Source organism: Streptomyces sp. NPDC016851 (assembly GCF_055562795.1).
This window is the reverse complement of record NZ_JBVHEP010000041.1, coordinates 46,260-61,547: the sequence shown is the minus strand read 5'-3', so window position 1 is coordinate 61,547 and position 15,288 is coordinate 46,260. Positions and strand designations below refer to the sequence as shown.

Here is a 15,288-nt window from a genome sequence, read left to right as displayed (position 1 = left end):
GTTGATAGGCCGGATATGGAAGCACGGTAACGTGTGGAGTTGACCGGTACTAATAGGCCGAGGGCTTGTCCTCAGTTGCTCGCGTCCACTGTGTTAGTTCTGAGACAACGAACAGTTGTCGGCTTTGAGCAGAACACACAATTGAAGAGTGTGCTTGTTCGCTCGAAACCATTAGGGTTTCGGTGGTTATAGCGTAGGGGAAACGCCCGGTTACATTTCGAACCCGGAAGCTAAGCCTTACAGCGCCGATGGTACTGCAGGGGGGACCCTGTGGGAGAGTAGGACGCCGCCGAACAATCTTTGGAAGGACCCCTGGTCACCAGCGTACAGCTGGGACCAGGGGTCCTTTTTGTTTTTGCACTGCGCGCTGGGCACCCGGCTGCGCGAGAATGACTTGCGGTACCGAAGACAGGAGTCACCATGTCCACCAACTCTCCCGACGACCGACCGGAGCGCGACCAGCAGCGACGGGAGGGGGACCGGAGCGACCGCGGGGGTCAGCGCGGGGACCGTGGGGACCGTGGCGGCTTCCGCCGAAGCGAGCGAAGCGACCGGGGCGACCGAAACGACCGCGGTGAGCGGAGCGACCGCGGCGAGCGTGGTGGCTTCCGGCGCGACGACAACCGTGGTGGCGGCTACGGCCGGCGTGATGACCGTGACCGAGGGCCGCGCAGGGACGACCGGGCCCAGGGCGACCGTGGCGGGTTCCGGCGGGACGACCGCGGTGACCGTCCCTCCTTCCGGCGGGACGACCGCGGGGAGCGTCGGGACGACCGGGACCGTGGTGGCTTCCGCCGCGACGACAACCGCCGCGACGACCGTCGCGATGACAACCGCGGCGGTGGCTACGGCCGCCGTGACGACAGCCGGCGTGATGACCGGCGGGGCGATGACCGCGGGCAGCGCGGTGGTTTCCGGCGTGATGACCGGCGGGACGACAGGCGGGATGACCGCCGGGACGACAGGCGCGATGACAACCGCGGAGGGTTCCCCCGGCGTGACGACCGTGCCCCCGAGCGCCGCGACAACCGGGACCGTAACTTCCGTGGGGGCGACCGGGATCGCGGGCCCCGTGGCGACGACCGCGACCGTGGTTTCCGGCGTGATGACCGGGACCGTGGCTTCCGTGGGGACGACCGTGACCGCGACCGCGGTTTCCGGCGTGACGACCGTGACCGTGGGCCTCGCGGTGATGACCGCGACCGTGGCTTCCGGCGTGACGACCGCGGTGGTTTCCGCGGCCGTGACGACCGGCGCGACGATCGTCGTGACGACCGGCGCGGGGACGACCGCGGTGAGCGTGGCGGTTTCCGGCGCGACGACGCACCTCGGGGCGGGCGTGGTGGATTCCGTCGGGACGACGCACCTCGAAGCGAGCGTGGCGAGTTCCGGCGGGACGACAGCCGCGACACCCGTGGCGACCGTGGCGGATTCCGTGGACGGGACGACCGCGGGCGTGACGACCGTGGGCGTGGCCCGCGGCGCGACGATCGTGGTGGGCGGCCCGGGGGCTTCCGGGGCCGTGACGACCGGCGCGACGACCGCCGTGACGACCGGCGCGGTGGCGGCCGGTTCCGTGAGGAGCGGGAGCGCGACAGGGAGCCGATCAAGCGGCTGCCGATTCCCGAGGACGTCACGGGCGAAGAGATCGACAAGGACGTACGGCAGGAGCTCCAGAGCCTGCCGAAGACCCTCGCGGAAGATGTCGCGAAGAACCTGGTGATGGTCGCGCGGCTCCTCGACGAGGACCCCGAGGGCGCGTACGGCTACTCCAGGGTGGCGTTGCGGCTGGCGTCGCGGGTCGCCGCCGTGCGGGAGGCCGCCGGGTTCGCCGCGTATGCCACCCAGAAGTACGGCGAGGCGCTGGCCGAGTTCCGTGCCGCCAAGCGGATGACCGGGAACATCGACCTGTGGCCTGTCATGGCCGACTGCGAGCGCGGGCTCGGGCGGCCGGAGAAGGCGCTGGACATGGCCGGGGCACCCGAGGTGCACAAGCTCGACAAGGCGGGGCAGGTCGAGATGCGACTCGTCGCGGCCGGTGCGCGGCGGGACATGGGGCAGCTGGACGCGGCCATCGTGACGCTGCAGAGCCCGGAGCTGGCCTCCAACTCCGTGCAGCCGTGGACCGCGCGGCTGCGGTACGCCTACGCCGACGCGCTGCTGGCGGCCGGGCGGGAGCCCGAGGCGCGGGAGTGGTTCGCGAAGGCCGTGGAGGCCGACCGGGACGGCAGCACCGACGCCTCGGACCGGCTCGCCGAGCTGGACGGGGTGGAGTTCATGGACGCCCTGGCCGAGGACGAGGGTGAGGACGAGGCCGTCGGCGAGGGCGAGGACGGCGACGTCGCCGAGGAGAAGAAGGACTGACCTCGCGCAGAAGGGGCGGATTCCGTTCGGGATCCGCCCCTTTCGCCTTTGTGGGTCAGACGTCAGAGGTCCAGCGCGCGCAGCACCAGGCCCGAGGCCGGCTTCGGGCCGAACGAGGTCGACTTGCGCGGCATGGTGACGCCCTGCCGGGCCAGGTCGCGGACGACCTCCTCGCGTACCGGGTGCATCAGGACGGCCGTACCGCCGTCGCTTTCCGCCTTCGCGACCGTGGCGGCCGCGTCGTGGATGTAGGCGATGTGCGCGGGGGAGTCCTCGGGGATGTGCCAGACGTGGTCGAGGAGCGTGGCGTGCAGGACCGTCGCGTCGAGAGTGCGCCAGGCGGTGGGGCGGTCGGCGGGGATCGTGCGGGCCAGGAGGTCCGGGTCGGGGCGGTCGATGAGGTGGTAGGCACCGTCGCCGGCCAGTAGGAACGCGTTGCCCGCGCAGGCCGCGTCCGCCAGTGCCTCCAGGGCCTCGGGGAGCGGGACTTCGAGGCGGCGTACGCGGAAATGGCCGTCCAGGGCGGCCACGGCCTCGACGACGGGCAGGTCGTGCAGGAGGCGGTGGATGGCGCGGACGCGGAGGGGGTAGCGGGCCGTGTCGACCAGGAGGACCAGGCCGTGGTCCCACGGGCTGGGGGACGGGTGCTCCGTGCGCAGGCGGCGGTAGGTCGCCCAGCGGTGGTGGCCGTCGGCGATGAGGGCCTGGTGACGGGCCAGGTCGGTCTGGATCGTCGTCAGGTCGGCGGGGGCGGTGACCGACCACAGGCGGTGGCTGAAGCCGTCCTCCGTGGTGGTCGCGAGGAGCGGTGGCTGCTCGGCGGTCCGCTCGATCAGGTCCGCCGTGGCGGTCGTCGAGTCGTCGCCGCGGTAGGTCAGCAGGAGGGGTTCGAGGTTCGCGGAGGTGGCCCGCATCAGGGCCGCGCGGTCGGCGACGACGTGCGGCATGACGTCCTCGTGCGGCAGCACCACCTGCTCGGCCGGGTCCGTCACGCGGAGGGTGCCGATGACGCCGCGTTGCAGCATGCCGCTGCCGTCCCGCTGCTCGTAGACGTAGAGGCAGGGTTCCGGGTCGGTGGCCAGGACGCCGTCGGACAGCCAGCGGCGCAGGGTCTGCGCGGCCTGGTCGTTGCGGGCGCCGGGAGTGTCGGCCTGGGGGAGGATCAGACGGACGATGTTGTACGGGTCGGCGGACTCGAGGTGGAGCACTCCGTCGGGACGGACCACGACGTCGTACGGCGGGGACGTCACTGCGGCCAGGCTGCCGACCCGGTCGGGGTCGTAGCGAAGGCCTCGGAACGGGGTGAGTTCCAGGCCTCGGCGCTCCGTTGCTTCCGAGTGACCTGCTGTGTTCATCCCGGCATCGTACGGGTGTCAGTGGCATGGGGGATGATCGGGGGAAAGCCGTCGAACGAGGAGCGATGCGGGATGAGCCGGAGCGTCAGGACGAGGCCCGAGGGCAGTGGGCAGGCCCTGAGCGAGGCGTACGACACGGCGCTGCTCGACCTGGACGGTGTCGTGTACGCGGGCGGGAGCGCGATCGCGTACGCGGTCGAGTCGCTGGCCACGGCCCGGGCGGGCGGGATGCGTCTGGCGTACGTCACCAACAACGCGCTGCGGACGCCGGACACGGTGGCCGGGCATCTGACCGAGCTGGGCATACCGACGGGCGCGGACGATGTCATCACCTCGGCGCAGGCGGTCGCCCGGCTGATCAGCGAGCAGGTGCCGCAGGGCGCCCGCGTGCTGGTGGTCGGCGGTGACGGGCTGCGGGTGGCGCTGCGCGAGCGCGGGCTCGTACCGGTGGAGTCGGCGGACGACGATCCGGCGGCTGTGGTGCAGGGCTACGGCGGTCCCGAGCTGCCGTGGGGCCGCTTCGCGGAGGCCAGTTACGCGGTCGCGCGCGGTGTGCCCTGGTTCGCCTCGAACACCGACCTGACGATTCCGAGCGGGCGCGGCATCGCGCCGGGCAACGGCGCGGCGGTGGAGGTCGTGCGGATCGCCACGGGTGCCGAGCCGCAGGTCGCGGGCAAGCCGCTGCCGCCGATGCACCGGGAGACCATCCTGCGGACGGGGGCCGAGCGGCCGCTGGTGGTGGGGGACCGGCTGGACACGGACATCGAGGGCGCGTTCAACGGGGAGGTCGACTCGCTGCTCGTCCTGACCGGGGTGACGGACGGCGCGCAGCTGCTGGCCGCGCCGCCGCAGCACCGGCCGACGTATGTGGACGCCGATCTGCGCGGGATGCTCAGCGGCCAGCCGGATGTCGCGGAGGCGGGGGACGGCGGGTTCCGGTGCGGTGGCTGGACGGCGACGGCCGGTACGGACCGGCTGGAGCTCGACGGTGACGGCGAGGCGCTGGACGGGTTGCGCGCGTTGTGCGCCGCGGCGTGGACGGTCGCCGGTGACGGGGTGTGCGAGCTGGACGGGGGGAAGTCGCTGGCGAGGCTGGGTCTTTGAGCGCCCGTTGGATCCGTGGTTCCGAGTACGGGTTGGATCCGCGGTGCGCGGGCACGCTCCGGGCGGGTGTCCGTGGCGGCGGCCGGGCGCCGGATCGATCTCGGATGGCAGGGTAGGCTAACCTAACCTGCGTGTTGGTCGACAGTCCCCCCGAACCGCGCGCGGAGACCGCCCCCGCGCCCCCGACCCGACGGGCGATACGGGCCTTCGGGCTCCTCCTGGCCGTCGCGATCCTGGTGCTCGTCGCGCTGGCGAGTATCGCGATCGGAGCGAAAGAGCTGTCCCTCGGGCAGGTCTGGCACGGCTTGTTCGAGGACTCGGGGACGTACGGCGACGTCGTCGTCGCGGAGCGGCTGTCGCGGACGCTGCTCGGGCTGCTCGCCGGCGCCGCCCTCGGTCTGGCCGGAGCGGTTCTCCAGGCGCTCACGCGCAACCCGCTGGCCGACCCCGGCCTGCTCGGCATCAACGCGGGCGCGTCCGCCGCGGTCGTCACGGCCGTCACGTTCCTCGGGGTCACCTCGCTCAGCGGCTACGTCTGGTTCGCGTTCTTCGGCGCGGCCGCGGTCGGGGCGCTGGTGTGGTTCCTCGGGGGCAGCCGGGGCGCGACGCCGGTGCGGCTCGCGCTCGCCGGTACGGCGATCAGTGCCGCGCTCTACGGCTACCTCCAGGCCGTGATGATCATGGACGACGCGGCGCTCGGCAAGATGCGGTTCTGGACGGTCGGTTCGCTGTCCTCGGCGAGCGAGTCGACCATCCGGCAGGTCCTGCCGTTCCTGCTGGCCGGCGTGGTCCTGGCGCTGGCGTTGTCCCGGCCGCTCAACGCCATGGCCATGGGCGACGACACCGCCAAGGCGCTCGGCGCCAACCTGAACCGGACGCGCGCGCTGTCCATGCTGGCCGCGACCGTGCTGTGCGGGGCGGCGACCGCGGCCTGCGGGCCGATCGTGTTCGTAGGGCTGATGGTGCCGCACGTCGTGCGTTCCTTCACCGGGCCCGACCTGCGCTGGATCCTGCCGTACGCGGCGATCCTGTCGCCCGTGCTGCTGCTCGGCGCCGACGTCATCGGCCGGATGGTGGCCCGGCCCGCGGAACTCCAGGTGGGCATCGTCACCGCGATCCTCGGCGGTCCGGTGTTCATCTACCTCGTACGACGGCGGAGGACGGCTCAGCTGTGAAGACCACCAACCGTGCCGTGCGGACCCCGGGCGGGCTGTCCGTACGCCTGGACGTGCGGGCCCTCACCGTCGTGTTCCTGCTGCTGGTCGCGGCGCTCACGGCGAGTGTCGTGCTCATCGGCACCGGCGACTTCCCGATCCCGGCCGCCGACGTGCTGCGGACGCTGTTCGGCGAGGGCAACGCGGGCCAGGAGTTCATCGTCAACGAACTGCGGCTGCCGCGGGTCCTGGTCGGGCTGCTGGTCGGCGCCTCGCTCGGGCTCGGCGGCGCGCTGTTCCAGTCCATCTCCCGCAATCCGCTGGGCAGTCCGGACGTGCTGGGCCTCGGGCAGGGGGCGACGGCCGGCGCGCTCACCGTGATCGTGCTGTTCTCCGGGAGCGCGAACCAGGTCGCCGCCGGCGCGCTGGTGGGCGGCCTGGTGACCGGCCTCGCCATCTACGTGCTCGCCTGGAAGCGGGGCGTGCACGGATACCGGCTGGTGCTGGTCGGCATCGGTGTCTCCGCGATCGTCACGGCGGTCAACGGCTATCTGCTCACCAAGTCCGACATCGTGGACGCGGCCCGCGCGGTCGTGTGGATGACCGGATCCCTCGACGGCCGTGACTGGGCCCAGGTCTGGCCGCTGCTCGGGCTGTGCGCCGTGCTCGTGCCGCTCGTCCTGTGCAACGCGCGCGGGCTGCGGATGATGGAGATGGGCGACGACGTGTCGTACGCCCTCGGGGTGCGGGTCGAGCGTGTACGGCTGCTGCTGATGGTGGCGGCCGTGCTGCTGACCGCGTCCGCGACCGCCGCCGCCGGCCCCGTCAGCTTCGTCGCGCTCACCGCGCCGCAGCTGGCCCGGCGCCTGACCCGCGCGCCCGGCCCGAACCTGCTGGCCTCCCTGTGCATGGGCGCCGCCCTGCTGGTCGTCGCCGACTGGCTCTCGCAGCGGGCGTTCGGCGCCGAGCAGTTGCCCGTGGGCGTGGTCACCGGCGTGCTCGGCGGTGTCTACCTGCTGTGGCTGCTGGTCACCGAACGCAAGGCGGGCCGGATATGAGCAAGAACCGAAGGAGCACCGTGAACCGTCTGTCCGCCGAGAACGTCACCCTCGCCTACGACCAGCGGGTGATCGCCGAGCAACTGTCGGTGGAGATACCCGACAACTCCTTCACCGTGATCGTCGGCCCCAACGCGTGCGGCAAGTCGACGCTCCTGCGGGCGCTGTCGCGGATGCTCAAGCCCAGTGACGGCCGGGTGCTGCTCGACGGGCAGGTCATCCAGTCGATGCCCGCGAAGAAGGTCGCGCGCACGCTCGGTCTGCTGCCCCAGTCGTCCATCGCGCCCGACGGCATCACCGTCGGCGACCTGGTGGGCCGCGGCCGCTACCCGCACCAGGGCATCCTGCGCCAGTGGTCGACCGAGGACGAGCGGGTCGTCCAGGAGTCGATGCGGCAGACCGGCGTCGCCGAGCTCGCCGAGCGGTACGTCGACGAACTGTCGGGCGGTCAGCGCCAGCGCGTGTGGATCGCCATGGCGCTCGCCCAGCAGACACCGCTGCTGCTGCTCGACGAGCCGACGACGTTCCTGGACATCCAGCACCAGATCGACGTCCTGGACCTGTGCGCGGAGCTGCACGAGGAGCAGGGGCGCACCCTCGTCGCCGTGCTCCACGACCTGAACCACGCCGCCCGCTACGCCACGCACCTCATCGCCCTGCGCGAGGGCCGGATCATCGCCGAGGGCGCGCCGAAGGACATCGTCACGGCCGGCCTGGTGGAGGAGGTCTTCGGACTGCGCTGCCAGGTCATCGACGACCCGGAGACGGGCACGCCGCTGGTCGTGCCGGCGGCGCGGAAGGCACGCGTCGGGGCGGCGGCCGGGGCGGGGACCGGGGCCGGGAAGACGGTCGCTACAGAAGCTTCCTGAGCTGGAGCAGGTCCCGCACGCCCGCGGACAGCTTCACCCGGCCCGAGCCCCAGGCCTTGGCGAAGCTCAGCTCGCCGTCGACCAGGGCGACCAGGTCGTCACCGGTCATGGCCAGCCTGATCTCGGCCCTGTCGGGCGGCGGCCCCTGGACCGTGTCGCGCACGACGATCCGCCCGCCCTGCATACGGCCGACGAAGGTGACGTCCAGGTCCGTGATGTGACAGCTCACCGAACGGTCCAGGGCCGCGGCGTCGCGGACGTCCCCTTCGGCGCGCTGCATGTTGTCGGAGAGCTTGTCGAGTGCGCTGCGGCACTCCTCGATCGTGGCCATCGCGGTCGACGGTACCGCAGCGGTTCGCGGTAGCGTCGGGGCATGAACGACGCAGTTCCCGAGACCCCGGCGGTGGCGCAGGACGAGCCCGCTCCCGATCCCGGGTACGACCCCGCTTCCCCGGCCCCGCTGAACGTGCCCCGCACCCCCACGGGCGACGTCGGCGTGGACGCGGTCCTGGACCGGCTCGGCGACGCCGACCACCTCGCCACGGACGGACACCTCGAGGTGTACGAGGATGTACACCGGGGGCTGCGCGACGCGCTCACCGCGCTCGACGCCCGCCCGGGACCTCCGGTGCCCCCATCGACGCACCGACAGGGGAGCTGAACCGAACGTGGCAGGAGTCGCACGCCGCCGTCTCGACGCGGAGCTGGTCCGCCGGAAGCTCGCGCGCTCGCGCGAGCACGCCGGCCAGCTGATCGCCGCCGGGCGGGTCTCCGTCGGCAAGACCGTCGCGACCAAAGCCGCCACGCAGGTGGAGACCGCGGCCGCGATCGTCGTCACGGCCGACGCGAACGATCCCGACTACGTGTCCCGCGGCGGTCACAAGCTCGCCGGCGCGCTGACGGCGTTCCTGCCGCAGGGCCTGGTCGTCGAGGGACGCAGGGCGCTCGACGCCGGCGCGTCCACCGGCGGTTTCACCGATGTCCTGCTGCGGGCGGGCGCCGCCCACGTCGTCGCCGTGGACGTCGGATACGGACAACTCGCCTGGTCTCTTCAGAACGATGAACGCGTCACCGTCAAGGACCGTACGAACGTTCGCGAATTGACACTTGAAGAGATCGATGGGGAGCCTGTGGATCTTGTCGTGGGGGATCTGTCCTTCATCCCGCTCGGGCTGGTCCTGCCAGCCCTGGTGCGGTGCGTGAAGCCGGACGCGGACCTGGTGATGATGGTCAAGCCGCAGTTCGAGGTGGGGAAGGAGCGGCTGGGCAGCGGCGGAGTCGTCCGCAGCCCCCAGCTGCGGGCCGAAGCGGTGACGGGGGTGGCCCAGAAGGCCTGGGGGCTGGGGCTCGGGGTGAAGGGCGTGACGGCCAGTCCGCTGCCCGGGCCGTCGGGGAATGTCGAATACTTTCTGTGGCTGCGGGCCGGGGCACCGGAACTGGACCCGGCCGATGTCGACCGTGCAGTGGCGGAGGGGCCGCGTTGACCGAGAACCTAGCTCGTACAGTTTTCCTGCTCGCCCACACGGGGCGGCCCGCCGCCGTGCGCAGTGCCGAGCTCGTCGTGAAGGGGCTGCTGCGCTCCGGTCTCGGCGTGCGCGTCCTGGAGGCCGAGGCCTGCGACCTGCCGCTGCCGGACGAGGTGGAGCTGGTCAAGGAGGCCACTCCGCAGTGCCTCGACGGGTGTGAGCTGCTCATCGTGCTGGGCGGTGACGGCACGCTGCTGCGCGGTGCGGAGTTCGCGCGGGCGTCGGGCGTGCCGATGCTCGGCGTCAACCTCGGCCGGGTCGGGTTCCTCGCGGAGGCCGAGCGGGACGACCTCGACAAGGTCGTCGACCGGGTGGTGAGCAAGGCGTACGAGGTCGAGGAGCGGATGACCGTCGACGTCGTGGTGCACCGCAACGGGGACATCGTGCACACGGACTGGGCGCTGAACGAGGCGGCCGTGCAGAAGGTGTCCGCCGAGCGGATGCTGGAGGTCGTCCTGGAGATCGACGGGCGGCCGGTGACGGGGTTCGGCTGTGACGGGATCGTGTGCGCGACGCCCACGGGGTCGACGGCGTACGCGTTCTCCGCGGGCGGGCCGGTGGTGTGGCCGGAGGTCGAGGCGCTGTTGATGGTGCCGATCTCGGCCCATGCGTTGTTCGCGAAGCCGTTGGTGACATCGCCGGATTCTGTGTTGGCTGTGGAGGTTCTGCCACACATTCCTCCGGGGGTTCTGTGGTGTGACGGGCGGCGGACGGTGGAGTTGCCGCCCGGGGCGAGGGTGGAGGTGCGGCGGGGGGCTGTGCCGGTGCGGTTGGCTCGGCTGCATCATGCGTCGTTCACCGACCGGCTGGTGGCCAAGTTTGCGCTGCCTGTCTCCGGGTGGCGGGGGGCTCCTCATTAGCGTGGTTGCGCGTCGTCGGCGGGTGCGGGGCGTCTGTGGCTGGTCGCGCAGTTCCCCGCGCCCCTGAAAAGACGGTCTGTGCCACTCTCGTGGGTGACAGGACCGGGCCAGTCGCAATCCTTGGCTCGGACCTCGTAAGGTCGTGTCCGTGTTGGAGGAGATGCGGATACGGTCGCTCGGTGTGATCGACGACGCTGTCGTCGAGCTGTCGCCGGGGTTCACCGCGGTCACCGGTGAGACGGGTGCGGGTAAGACCATGGTGGTCACCAGCCTCGGGTTGCTGCTGGGCGGGCGCGCGGATCCGGCGCTCGTGCGGATCGGGGCCGGGAAGGCCGTCGTGGAGGGGCGGATCACCGTCCCGGACGACGCCACGGCCGCCGTACGCGCCGAGGAGGCCGGGGCCGAGCTCGACGACGGGGCGCTGCTGATCAGCCGTACCGTTTCCGCCGAGGGGCGCTCGCGGGCGCACCTGGGCGGGCGCAGCGTGCCCGTGGGGGTGCTGGCCGAGCTCGCCGACGAGCTGGTGGCCGTGCACGGGCAGACCGACCAGCAGGGGCTGCTCAAGCTGTCCCGGCAGCGGCAGGCGCTCGACCGGTACGCCGGTGACGCGGTCGCCGTGCCGCTGGCCAAGTACGGCGAGGCGTACAAGCGGCTGAGAGCCGTCTCCACCGAGCTCGACGAGATCACCACGCGCGCGCGGGAACGGGCCCAGGAGGCCGACATGCTGCGCTACGGGCTCGACGAGATCGCCGCCGTCGAGCCCCGGGCCGGCGAGGACGTGGAGCTGGCCGAGGAGGCCGAGCGGCTCGGGCACGCCGAGGCGCTGGCGTCCGCCGCGGCGGTCGCGCACGCCGGGCTCGCGGGCAATCCGGAGGACCCGGAGGGCGTCGACGCCGGGACGCTCGTCGCGGGCGCGCAGCGGGCCCTGGACGCCGTACGGTCGCACGACCCGGCGCTGGCCGCGCTCGCCGACCGCATCGGGGAGATCGGGATCCTGCTGCGCGACGCGGCCGGGGACCTGGCCGGGTACGCCGACGACCTGGACGCCGATCCGCTGCGGCTGGCGGCCGTCGAGGAGCGGCGGGCCGCGCTGACCGGGCTGACGCGGAAGTACGGCGAGGACATCGCCGCCGTGCTGGCCTGGGCCGAGCGCAGTGCCGCCAGGCTGACCGAACTCGACGGCGACGACGAGCGGATCGGGGAACTGACCGCTGAGCGGGACGCGCTGCGGGAGGAACTGGGCGGGCTCGCACAGGCGTTGACGGACGCGCGGACGGAGGCCGCCGAGCGGTTCGCCGCGGCCGTGACCGCCGAGCTGGCCTCGCTGGCCATGCCGCACGCGCGCGTGTCCTTCGACATCCGGCAGGCCGAGGACCCGGAGGGTGTCGAGGTCGGGGGCCGTCCGGTCGCCTACGGGCCCGCGGGTGCCGACGAGGTCGAATTGCTGCTGGCTCCGCACCCGGGTGCTCCGGCCCGGCCGATCGCCAAGGGCGCGTCCGGCGGTGAGCTGTCCCGCGTGATGCTGGCCGTGGAGGTCGTGTTCGCGGGGACGGATCCGGTGCCGACGTACCTCTTCGACGAGGTCGACGCCGGTGTCGGCGGCAAGGCGGCGGTCGAGATCGGCCGGCGGCTCGCGCGCCTGGCGAAGACCGCGCAGGTCGTGGTCGTGACCCATCTCCCGCAGGTCGCCGCCTTCGCGGACCGGCAGTTGCTGGTTGAGAAGACGAACGACGGGTCGGTCACCCGTTCCGGTGTGAAGGTGCTGGAAGGGGAGGAGCGGGTCCGGGAGCTGTCCCGGATGCTCGCCGGCCAGGAGGACTCGGAGACGGCACGCGCGCATGCGGAGGAGCTGCTGGCGACGGCTCGGGCGGATCTGTAGCGGGGCGGATCTGTAGGGAAAGAGCGGATCTGTAGTGGAGGAGTGGAGGAAAGGTCGCCCAGTTGACGGGAGATGCGCCGATCTTCACTCGTGTGGGTGACCCGGCCCGGCGCGTCTCCCCGATGCCGCGCCCCACTGTCACGCCGCTGGGCTCCGGGCGTTCCCGGAACCCGCATATGTCCTGGCATCCTTGGCGGAGTACGCGTGGGAATCCTGCGCGGTGACCCCCGACCCGAACCAGGAGCCCGGCCACGTGACCCCCGTGAGCAGCCACTCACCGCATGGCCAGTCGCCGTTGCGCACCGTGCAGGTGCTGGGCGGAGGCAACGCGGCCAGCAGTGCGCATGTGCGCTCCCTGGCCGCCGGGCTCGTCGCGCGGGGCGTGAAGGTCACGGTGTGCGCCCCCTATGAGGCGGACCGCGCCTATGACTTCAGCGGTGTCGGGGCCGACCATGTGCATGTGCCGCGCAGCAGTGACCCGGTGTCGGTGGCGGCCCTGCGGGCGGCCTGCGCCGACGCCGATCTGGTGCACGCGCACGGGCTGCACGCCTCGTTCCGTACCGTGCTCGCCCTCAGCGGGCGGCGGGTGCGCACTCCGCTCGTCGTGACGTGGCACGACCGGGCGCATGCCGACGGGGCCCGCGCCCATCTGCTGCGGGTCCTGGAACGGCGGGTCGTGAAGGCCGCCACCGTGGTGCTGGGGACGACCTCGGCCCTCGTGGACCGGGCGCGGCTCACCGGCGCGCGGGACGCGCGGCTCGCGGCCGTCGCGCTGCCCGGCCCCCGCAGGCCCGTGGAGCCCGACGACCCCGACCGGCTGCGGCCCAAGGTGCGCGCCGAACTCGGCGCCATCGGACGGCCGTTGCTGATCGCCGTCGGCTCCCTGGAGCGGCACCGGGGATACGACGTGCTGCTGGACGCCGCGCGCGCCTGGCGCCGGCTCGATCCCGTTCCCCTGGTCGTGATCGCGGGCGAGGGCCCGCTGCGCGGTGAACTCCAGGAGCGGATCGAGGGCGAGGGGCTGCCCGTCCGGCTCATCGGGCGGCGCGAGGACATCACCGACCTGCTCGCCGCCGCCGACCTCGCCCTGCTGCCGAGCCGGTGGGAGGAGGCACGCTCCGTCCTCGCCCAGGAGGCCCTCCACGCGCGCGTGCCGCTCGTCGCGACCGACGTCGGCGGCATCCCGGAACTCGTCGGCGACGCGGCCGAACTCGTGCCGCGCGGCGACGCGGAGGCGCTCGCCGGCACCGTCGTACGCCTGCTCGGTGACCCCGAGCGCCGGGAGCTGCTGCAGGCCAAGGGCACGCGGCAGGCGGCGACCTGGCCCAGCGAGGACGAGACGGTCGCCCAAGTGCTCAGCGTGTACGACGAGTTGACCCAGCCCCGGCCCCTCGCCTAGGGCGCGCAGGGTCTCAGGGGTCTCAGGGGTCTCAGGGAACGTGCCTGCGGGCCCGCAGGGCCAGGCTCAGTGCCAGCACCGTCTGCGGGTCGTCGAGGTCCGTGCCCAGCAACTCCCCGATGCGCGCCAGGCGGTTGTAGAGCGTCTGCCGGTTGAGGTGGAGCTCCCGGGCCGTCTCCGCCTTGCGTCCCGCGTGGGCGAGGTAGGTCGACAGGGTGGGCAGCAGCGGCGGCCGGGAGCGCCGGTCGTGCTCCAGGAGCGGACCGAGGGCCCGGTCGACGAAGGCGGCCAGGTCCGGATGGTCGCGCAGCCGCCACAGCAGCAGGTCGATGTCCAGCCGGCGGGCGTCGTACCAGGGGCGGTCCGGCAGGCCCTGGGCCGCCGTGGCCGTCTCGGCCGCGTGCCGCAGGCCCGATGCCGCGGCCGTCCAGCCGCCCGGCACTCCCACGACCACCACCGGCGGCTGCCCGCCCGGCCGCAGCATCCCGGCCCGGCCGGCCCCGGCCCGCAGCGCCGCCGCGACCCGTTCCGCGACCGTCGCCCGCTCCGGCTCCGCGCGCAGCCCCAGCAGCACCAGCACCCGGCCCTCCACCGGCCGCACCCCGAGCAGCACCGGCACGCCCACCGAGGACAGTTCCTCGGACACCGCCCGGGCCAGCACGGCCCAGCCTCCCCCCGGGGACAGGGTGTCCCCGAGCCGCATGACGACCGGCAGCAGCGGGCCGTCGCCCGGCCGGAAGCCCAGCACGCGGGCCTGTGCCGGGGCGTCCTGCGCCGTGACCCGGCCCTCGGCGAGGTCCGTGAGGAAGTCGCCGCGCCCGCGTGCCGCCAGCTCCTCCTCCTGCCGCGCCTGCATCAGCACCACGGCCAGGATGCCCGCGGCCCGCTCCGCCGCCATCCGGTGCACCGGCGCCAGGGGAGCCCGTACGGGCAGCAGCACGAGCCGCGCGCGGACGCCCCCGCTGCCGGGCCCGCCGCCCGGCACGTCCACCAGGACCGAGCCCGCGAGCGGCGGCTCGTCCTTGTGCTGGCCGCGCAGCCCCTCCCACACCTGGAGCGGGTCCGCGCCCTCGGGCCCCGCCCCGGCGGCGTACAGCAACTGCCCGTCCGCCGTCTCCAGGAAGACGGGATTGCCGCCGAAGTCGGCCAGGATGCCGAGGACTTGAGGTACCCCACCGCCGCCCAGCAGGGCCTCCGTGCACCGCCGGTGCACCTCCTCGGCCCGCTGGAGCAGCGCGTAGTGGCCGTTGACGATCTCGGTGTGGATCTCCTCCGTGACCGTGACGAACGGCACCTCGCGGTGCAGCTGGACGAGCGGCAGCCCGGCCGAACGGGCCGTGTCGACGAGGGCGGCGGGCAGCCGCGTGAAGCGCGGGCCGAGCTCCACGACCAGAGCGGTGATGCCGCGCTCGGCCAGCGTGCGCACGAACGCCCGCTGTTCGGCCGGGCGGGTGCCGAGGCCGTAGCCCGTGGTCAGCAGCAGCTCGCCGCCCTTGAGCAGCGAGGCGATGTGCGGCACCTCACCGGCGTGCACCCAGCGCACGGTCCGCCCCAGCCGGTCGGCGCCCGCCAGCACCTCGGGCAGCCCGCTGCGCAGACCCGGCAGCTCCAGTGCCCGCTGCACGGTGATCCCGGCGCCCTGGGTGCCGTAGCCGCTGTCCGTCGCCCTGTCCATGAGCCGGACGCTACCCGCGCCGGTGCCTGTCGGACATCTCAGGGA

Annotated in this window: 14 protein-coding genes and 1 rRNA gene; 12 read left to right on the top strand and 3 right to left on the bottom strand. The window is 73.0% G+C overall.

The features are described 5' to 3' along the window. The first annotated feature begins 178 nt into the window (after positions 1-178). The 3 genes from rrf to ACZ3I3_RS39670 all read left to right on the top strand — a co-directional run bounded on the left by rrf (position 179) and on the right by ACZ3I3_RS39670 (position 2,364). Positions 179-295: ribosomal RNA gene (gene rrf / locus ACZ3I3_RS39680) — 5S ribosomal RNA — on the top strand. 225 nt (positions 296-520) lie between these two features. Then, positions 521-1,723 carry a hypothetical protein gene (locus ACZ3I3_RS39675; RefSeq protein ID WP_467372657.1) on the top strand — a complete coding sequence of 401 codons (1,203 nt, stop codon included), beginning with the start codon at positions 521-523 and terminating at the stop codon, positions 1,721-1,723. Then, positions 1,615-2,364 carry a tetratricopeptide repeat protein gene (locus tag ACZ3I3_RS39670; protein ID WP_467372656.1) on the top strand — a complete coding sequence of 250 codons (750 nt, stop codon included), beginning with the start codon at positions 1,615-1,617 and terminating at the stop codon, positions 2,362-2,364. Before ACZ3I3_RS39675 ends, ACZ3I3_RS39670 begins: the two co-directional genes overlap by 109 nt. Positions 2,365-2,426: 62 nt before the next feature. Here the strand turns inward: ACZ3I3_RS39670 and ACZ3I3_RS39665 are convergent, their stop codons facing one another. Further along, positions 2,427-3,719, bottom strand: a complete 1,293-nt coding sequence (locus ACZ3I3_RS39665; RefSeq protein WP_467372650.1) for a DUF1015 domain-containing protein — start codon at positions 3,717-3,719, stop codon at positions 2,427-2,429. A 72-nt stretch (positions 3,720-3,791) separates the two neighbouring features. On the opposite strand from ACZ3I3_RS39665, the gene ACZ3I3_RS39660 reads away from it, so the two are divergent. The 4 genes from ACZ3I3_RS39660 to ACZ3I3_RS39645 all read left to right on the top strand — a co-directional run bounded on the left by ACZ3I3_RS39660 (position 3,792) and on the right by ACZ3I3_RS39645 (position 7,904). Continuing rightward, positions 3,792-4,823 (top strand): HAD hydrolase-like protein, encoded by a 1,032-nt coding sequence (locus tag ACZ3I3_RS39660; RefSeq protein WP_467372649.1) that lies wholly within the window; start codon positions 3,792-3,794, stop codon positions 4,821-4,823. A gap of 131 nt (positions 4,824-4,954) precedes the next feature. Then, on the top strand, positions 4,955-5,998 hold the full coding sequence (locus tag ACZ3I3_RS39655) for a FecCD family ABC transporter permease (RefSeq protein WP_467372648.1): 1,044 nt from the start codon (positions 4,955-4,957) through the stop codon (positions 5,996-5,998). Beyond that, the gene (locus ACZ3I3_RS39650) at positions 5,995-7,035 is read left to right on the top strand and encodes a FecCD family ABC transporter permease (protein WP_467372647.1); all 1,041 of its coding nucleotides are present in this window, start codon (positions 5,995-5,997) and stop codon (positions 7,033-7,035) included. The genes ACZ3I3_RS39655 and ACZ3I3_RS39650 overlap by 4 nt, the downstream gene beginning before the upstream one ends. Then, positions 7,032-7,904, top strand: coding sequence for an ABC transporter ATP-binding protein (locus ACZ3I3_RS39645; RefSeq protein ID WP_467372646.1), 873 nt, complete (start codon positions 7,032-7,034; stop codon positions 7,902-7,904). The genes ACZ3I3_RS39650 and ACZ3I3_RS39645 overlap by 4 nt, the downstream gene beginning before the upstream one ends. Here the strand turns inward: ACZ3I3_RS39645 and ACZ3I3_RS39640 are convergent. Next, on the bottom strand, positions 7,888-8,235 hold the full coding sequence (locus tag ACZ3I3_RS39640) for a sterol-binding protein (RefSeq protein ID WP_467372645.1): 348 nt from the start codon (positions 8,233-8,235) through the stop codon (positions 7,888-7,890). The genes ACZ3I3_RS39645 and ACZ3I3_RS39640 overlap by 17 nt on opposite strands. Positions 8,236-8,277: 42 nt before the next feature. Here ACZ3I3_RS39640 and ACZ3I3_RS39635 point away from each other — a divergent pair, with 42 nt between their 5' ends. The 5 genes from ACZ3I3_RS39635 (at position 8,278) to ACZ3I3_RS39615 (ending at position 13,568) form a co-directional block, all read left to right on the top strand. Then, positions 8,278-8,565 (top strand): hypothetical protein, encoded by a 288-nt coding sequence (locus tag ACZ3I3_RS39635; protein ID WP_467372644.1) that lies wholly within the window; start codon positions 8,278-8,280, stop codon positions 8,563-8,565. 7 nt (positions 8,566-8,572) lie between these two features. Continuing rightward, positions 8,573-9,388: a TlyA family RNA methyltransferase gene (locus ACZ3I3_RS39630; RefSeq protein ID WP_467372643.1), complete on the top strand. Its 816-nt coding sequence runs from the start codon at positions 8,573-8,575 to the stop codon at positions 9,386-9,388. Beyond that, positions 9,385-10,290 (top strand): NAD kinase, encoded by a 906-nt coding sequence (locus ACZ3I3_RS39625; RefSeq protein WP_399412561.1) that lies wholly within the window; start codon positions 9,385-9,387, stop codon positions 10,288-10,290. Before ACZ3I3_RS39630 ends, ACZ3I3_RS39625 begins: the two co-directional genes overlap by 4 nt. Positions 10,291-10,450: 160 nt before the next feature. Continuing rightward, the gene (gene recN / locus ACZ3I3_RS39620) at positions 10,451-12,169 is read left to right on the top strand and encodes a DNA repair protein RecN (protein WP_467372654.1); all 1,719 of its coding nucleotides are present in this window, start codon (positions 10,451-10,453) and stop codon (positions 12,167-12,169) included. Positions 12,170-12,422: 253 nt separating this feature from the next. After that, the gene (locus ACZ3I3_RS39615) at positions 12,423-13,568 is read left to right on the top strand and encodes a glycosyltransferase family 4 protein (protein WP_467372642.1); all 1,146 of its coding nucleotides are present in this window, start codon (positions 12,423-12,425) and stop codon (positions 13,566-13,568) included. Positions 13,569-13,599: 31 nt separating this feature from the next. Here the strand turns inward: ACZ3I3_RS39615 and ACZ3I3_RS39610 are convergent, their stop codons facing one another. Further along, entirely contained in the window at positions 13,600-15,243 is a 1,644-nt protein-coding gene (locus ACZ3I3_RS39610; protein WP_467372641.1) for a PucR family transcriptional regulator, read from the bottom strand. Positions 15,244-15,288: the final 45 nt, after the last annotated feature.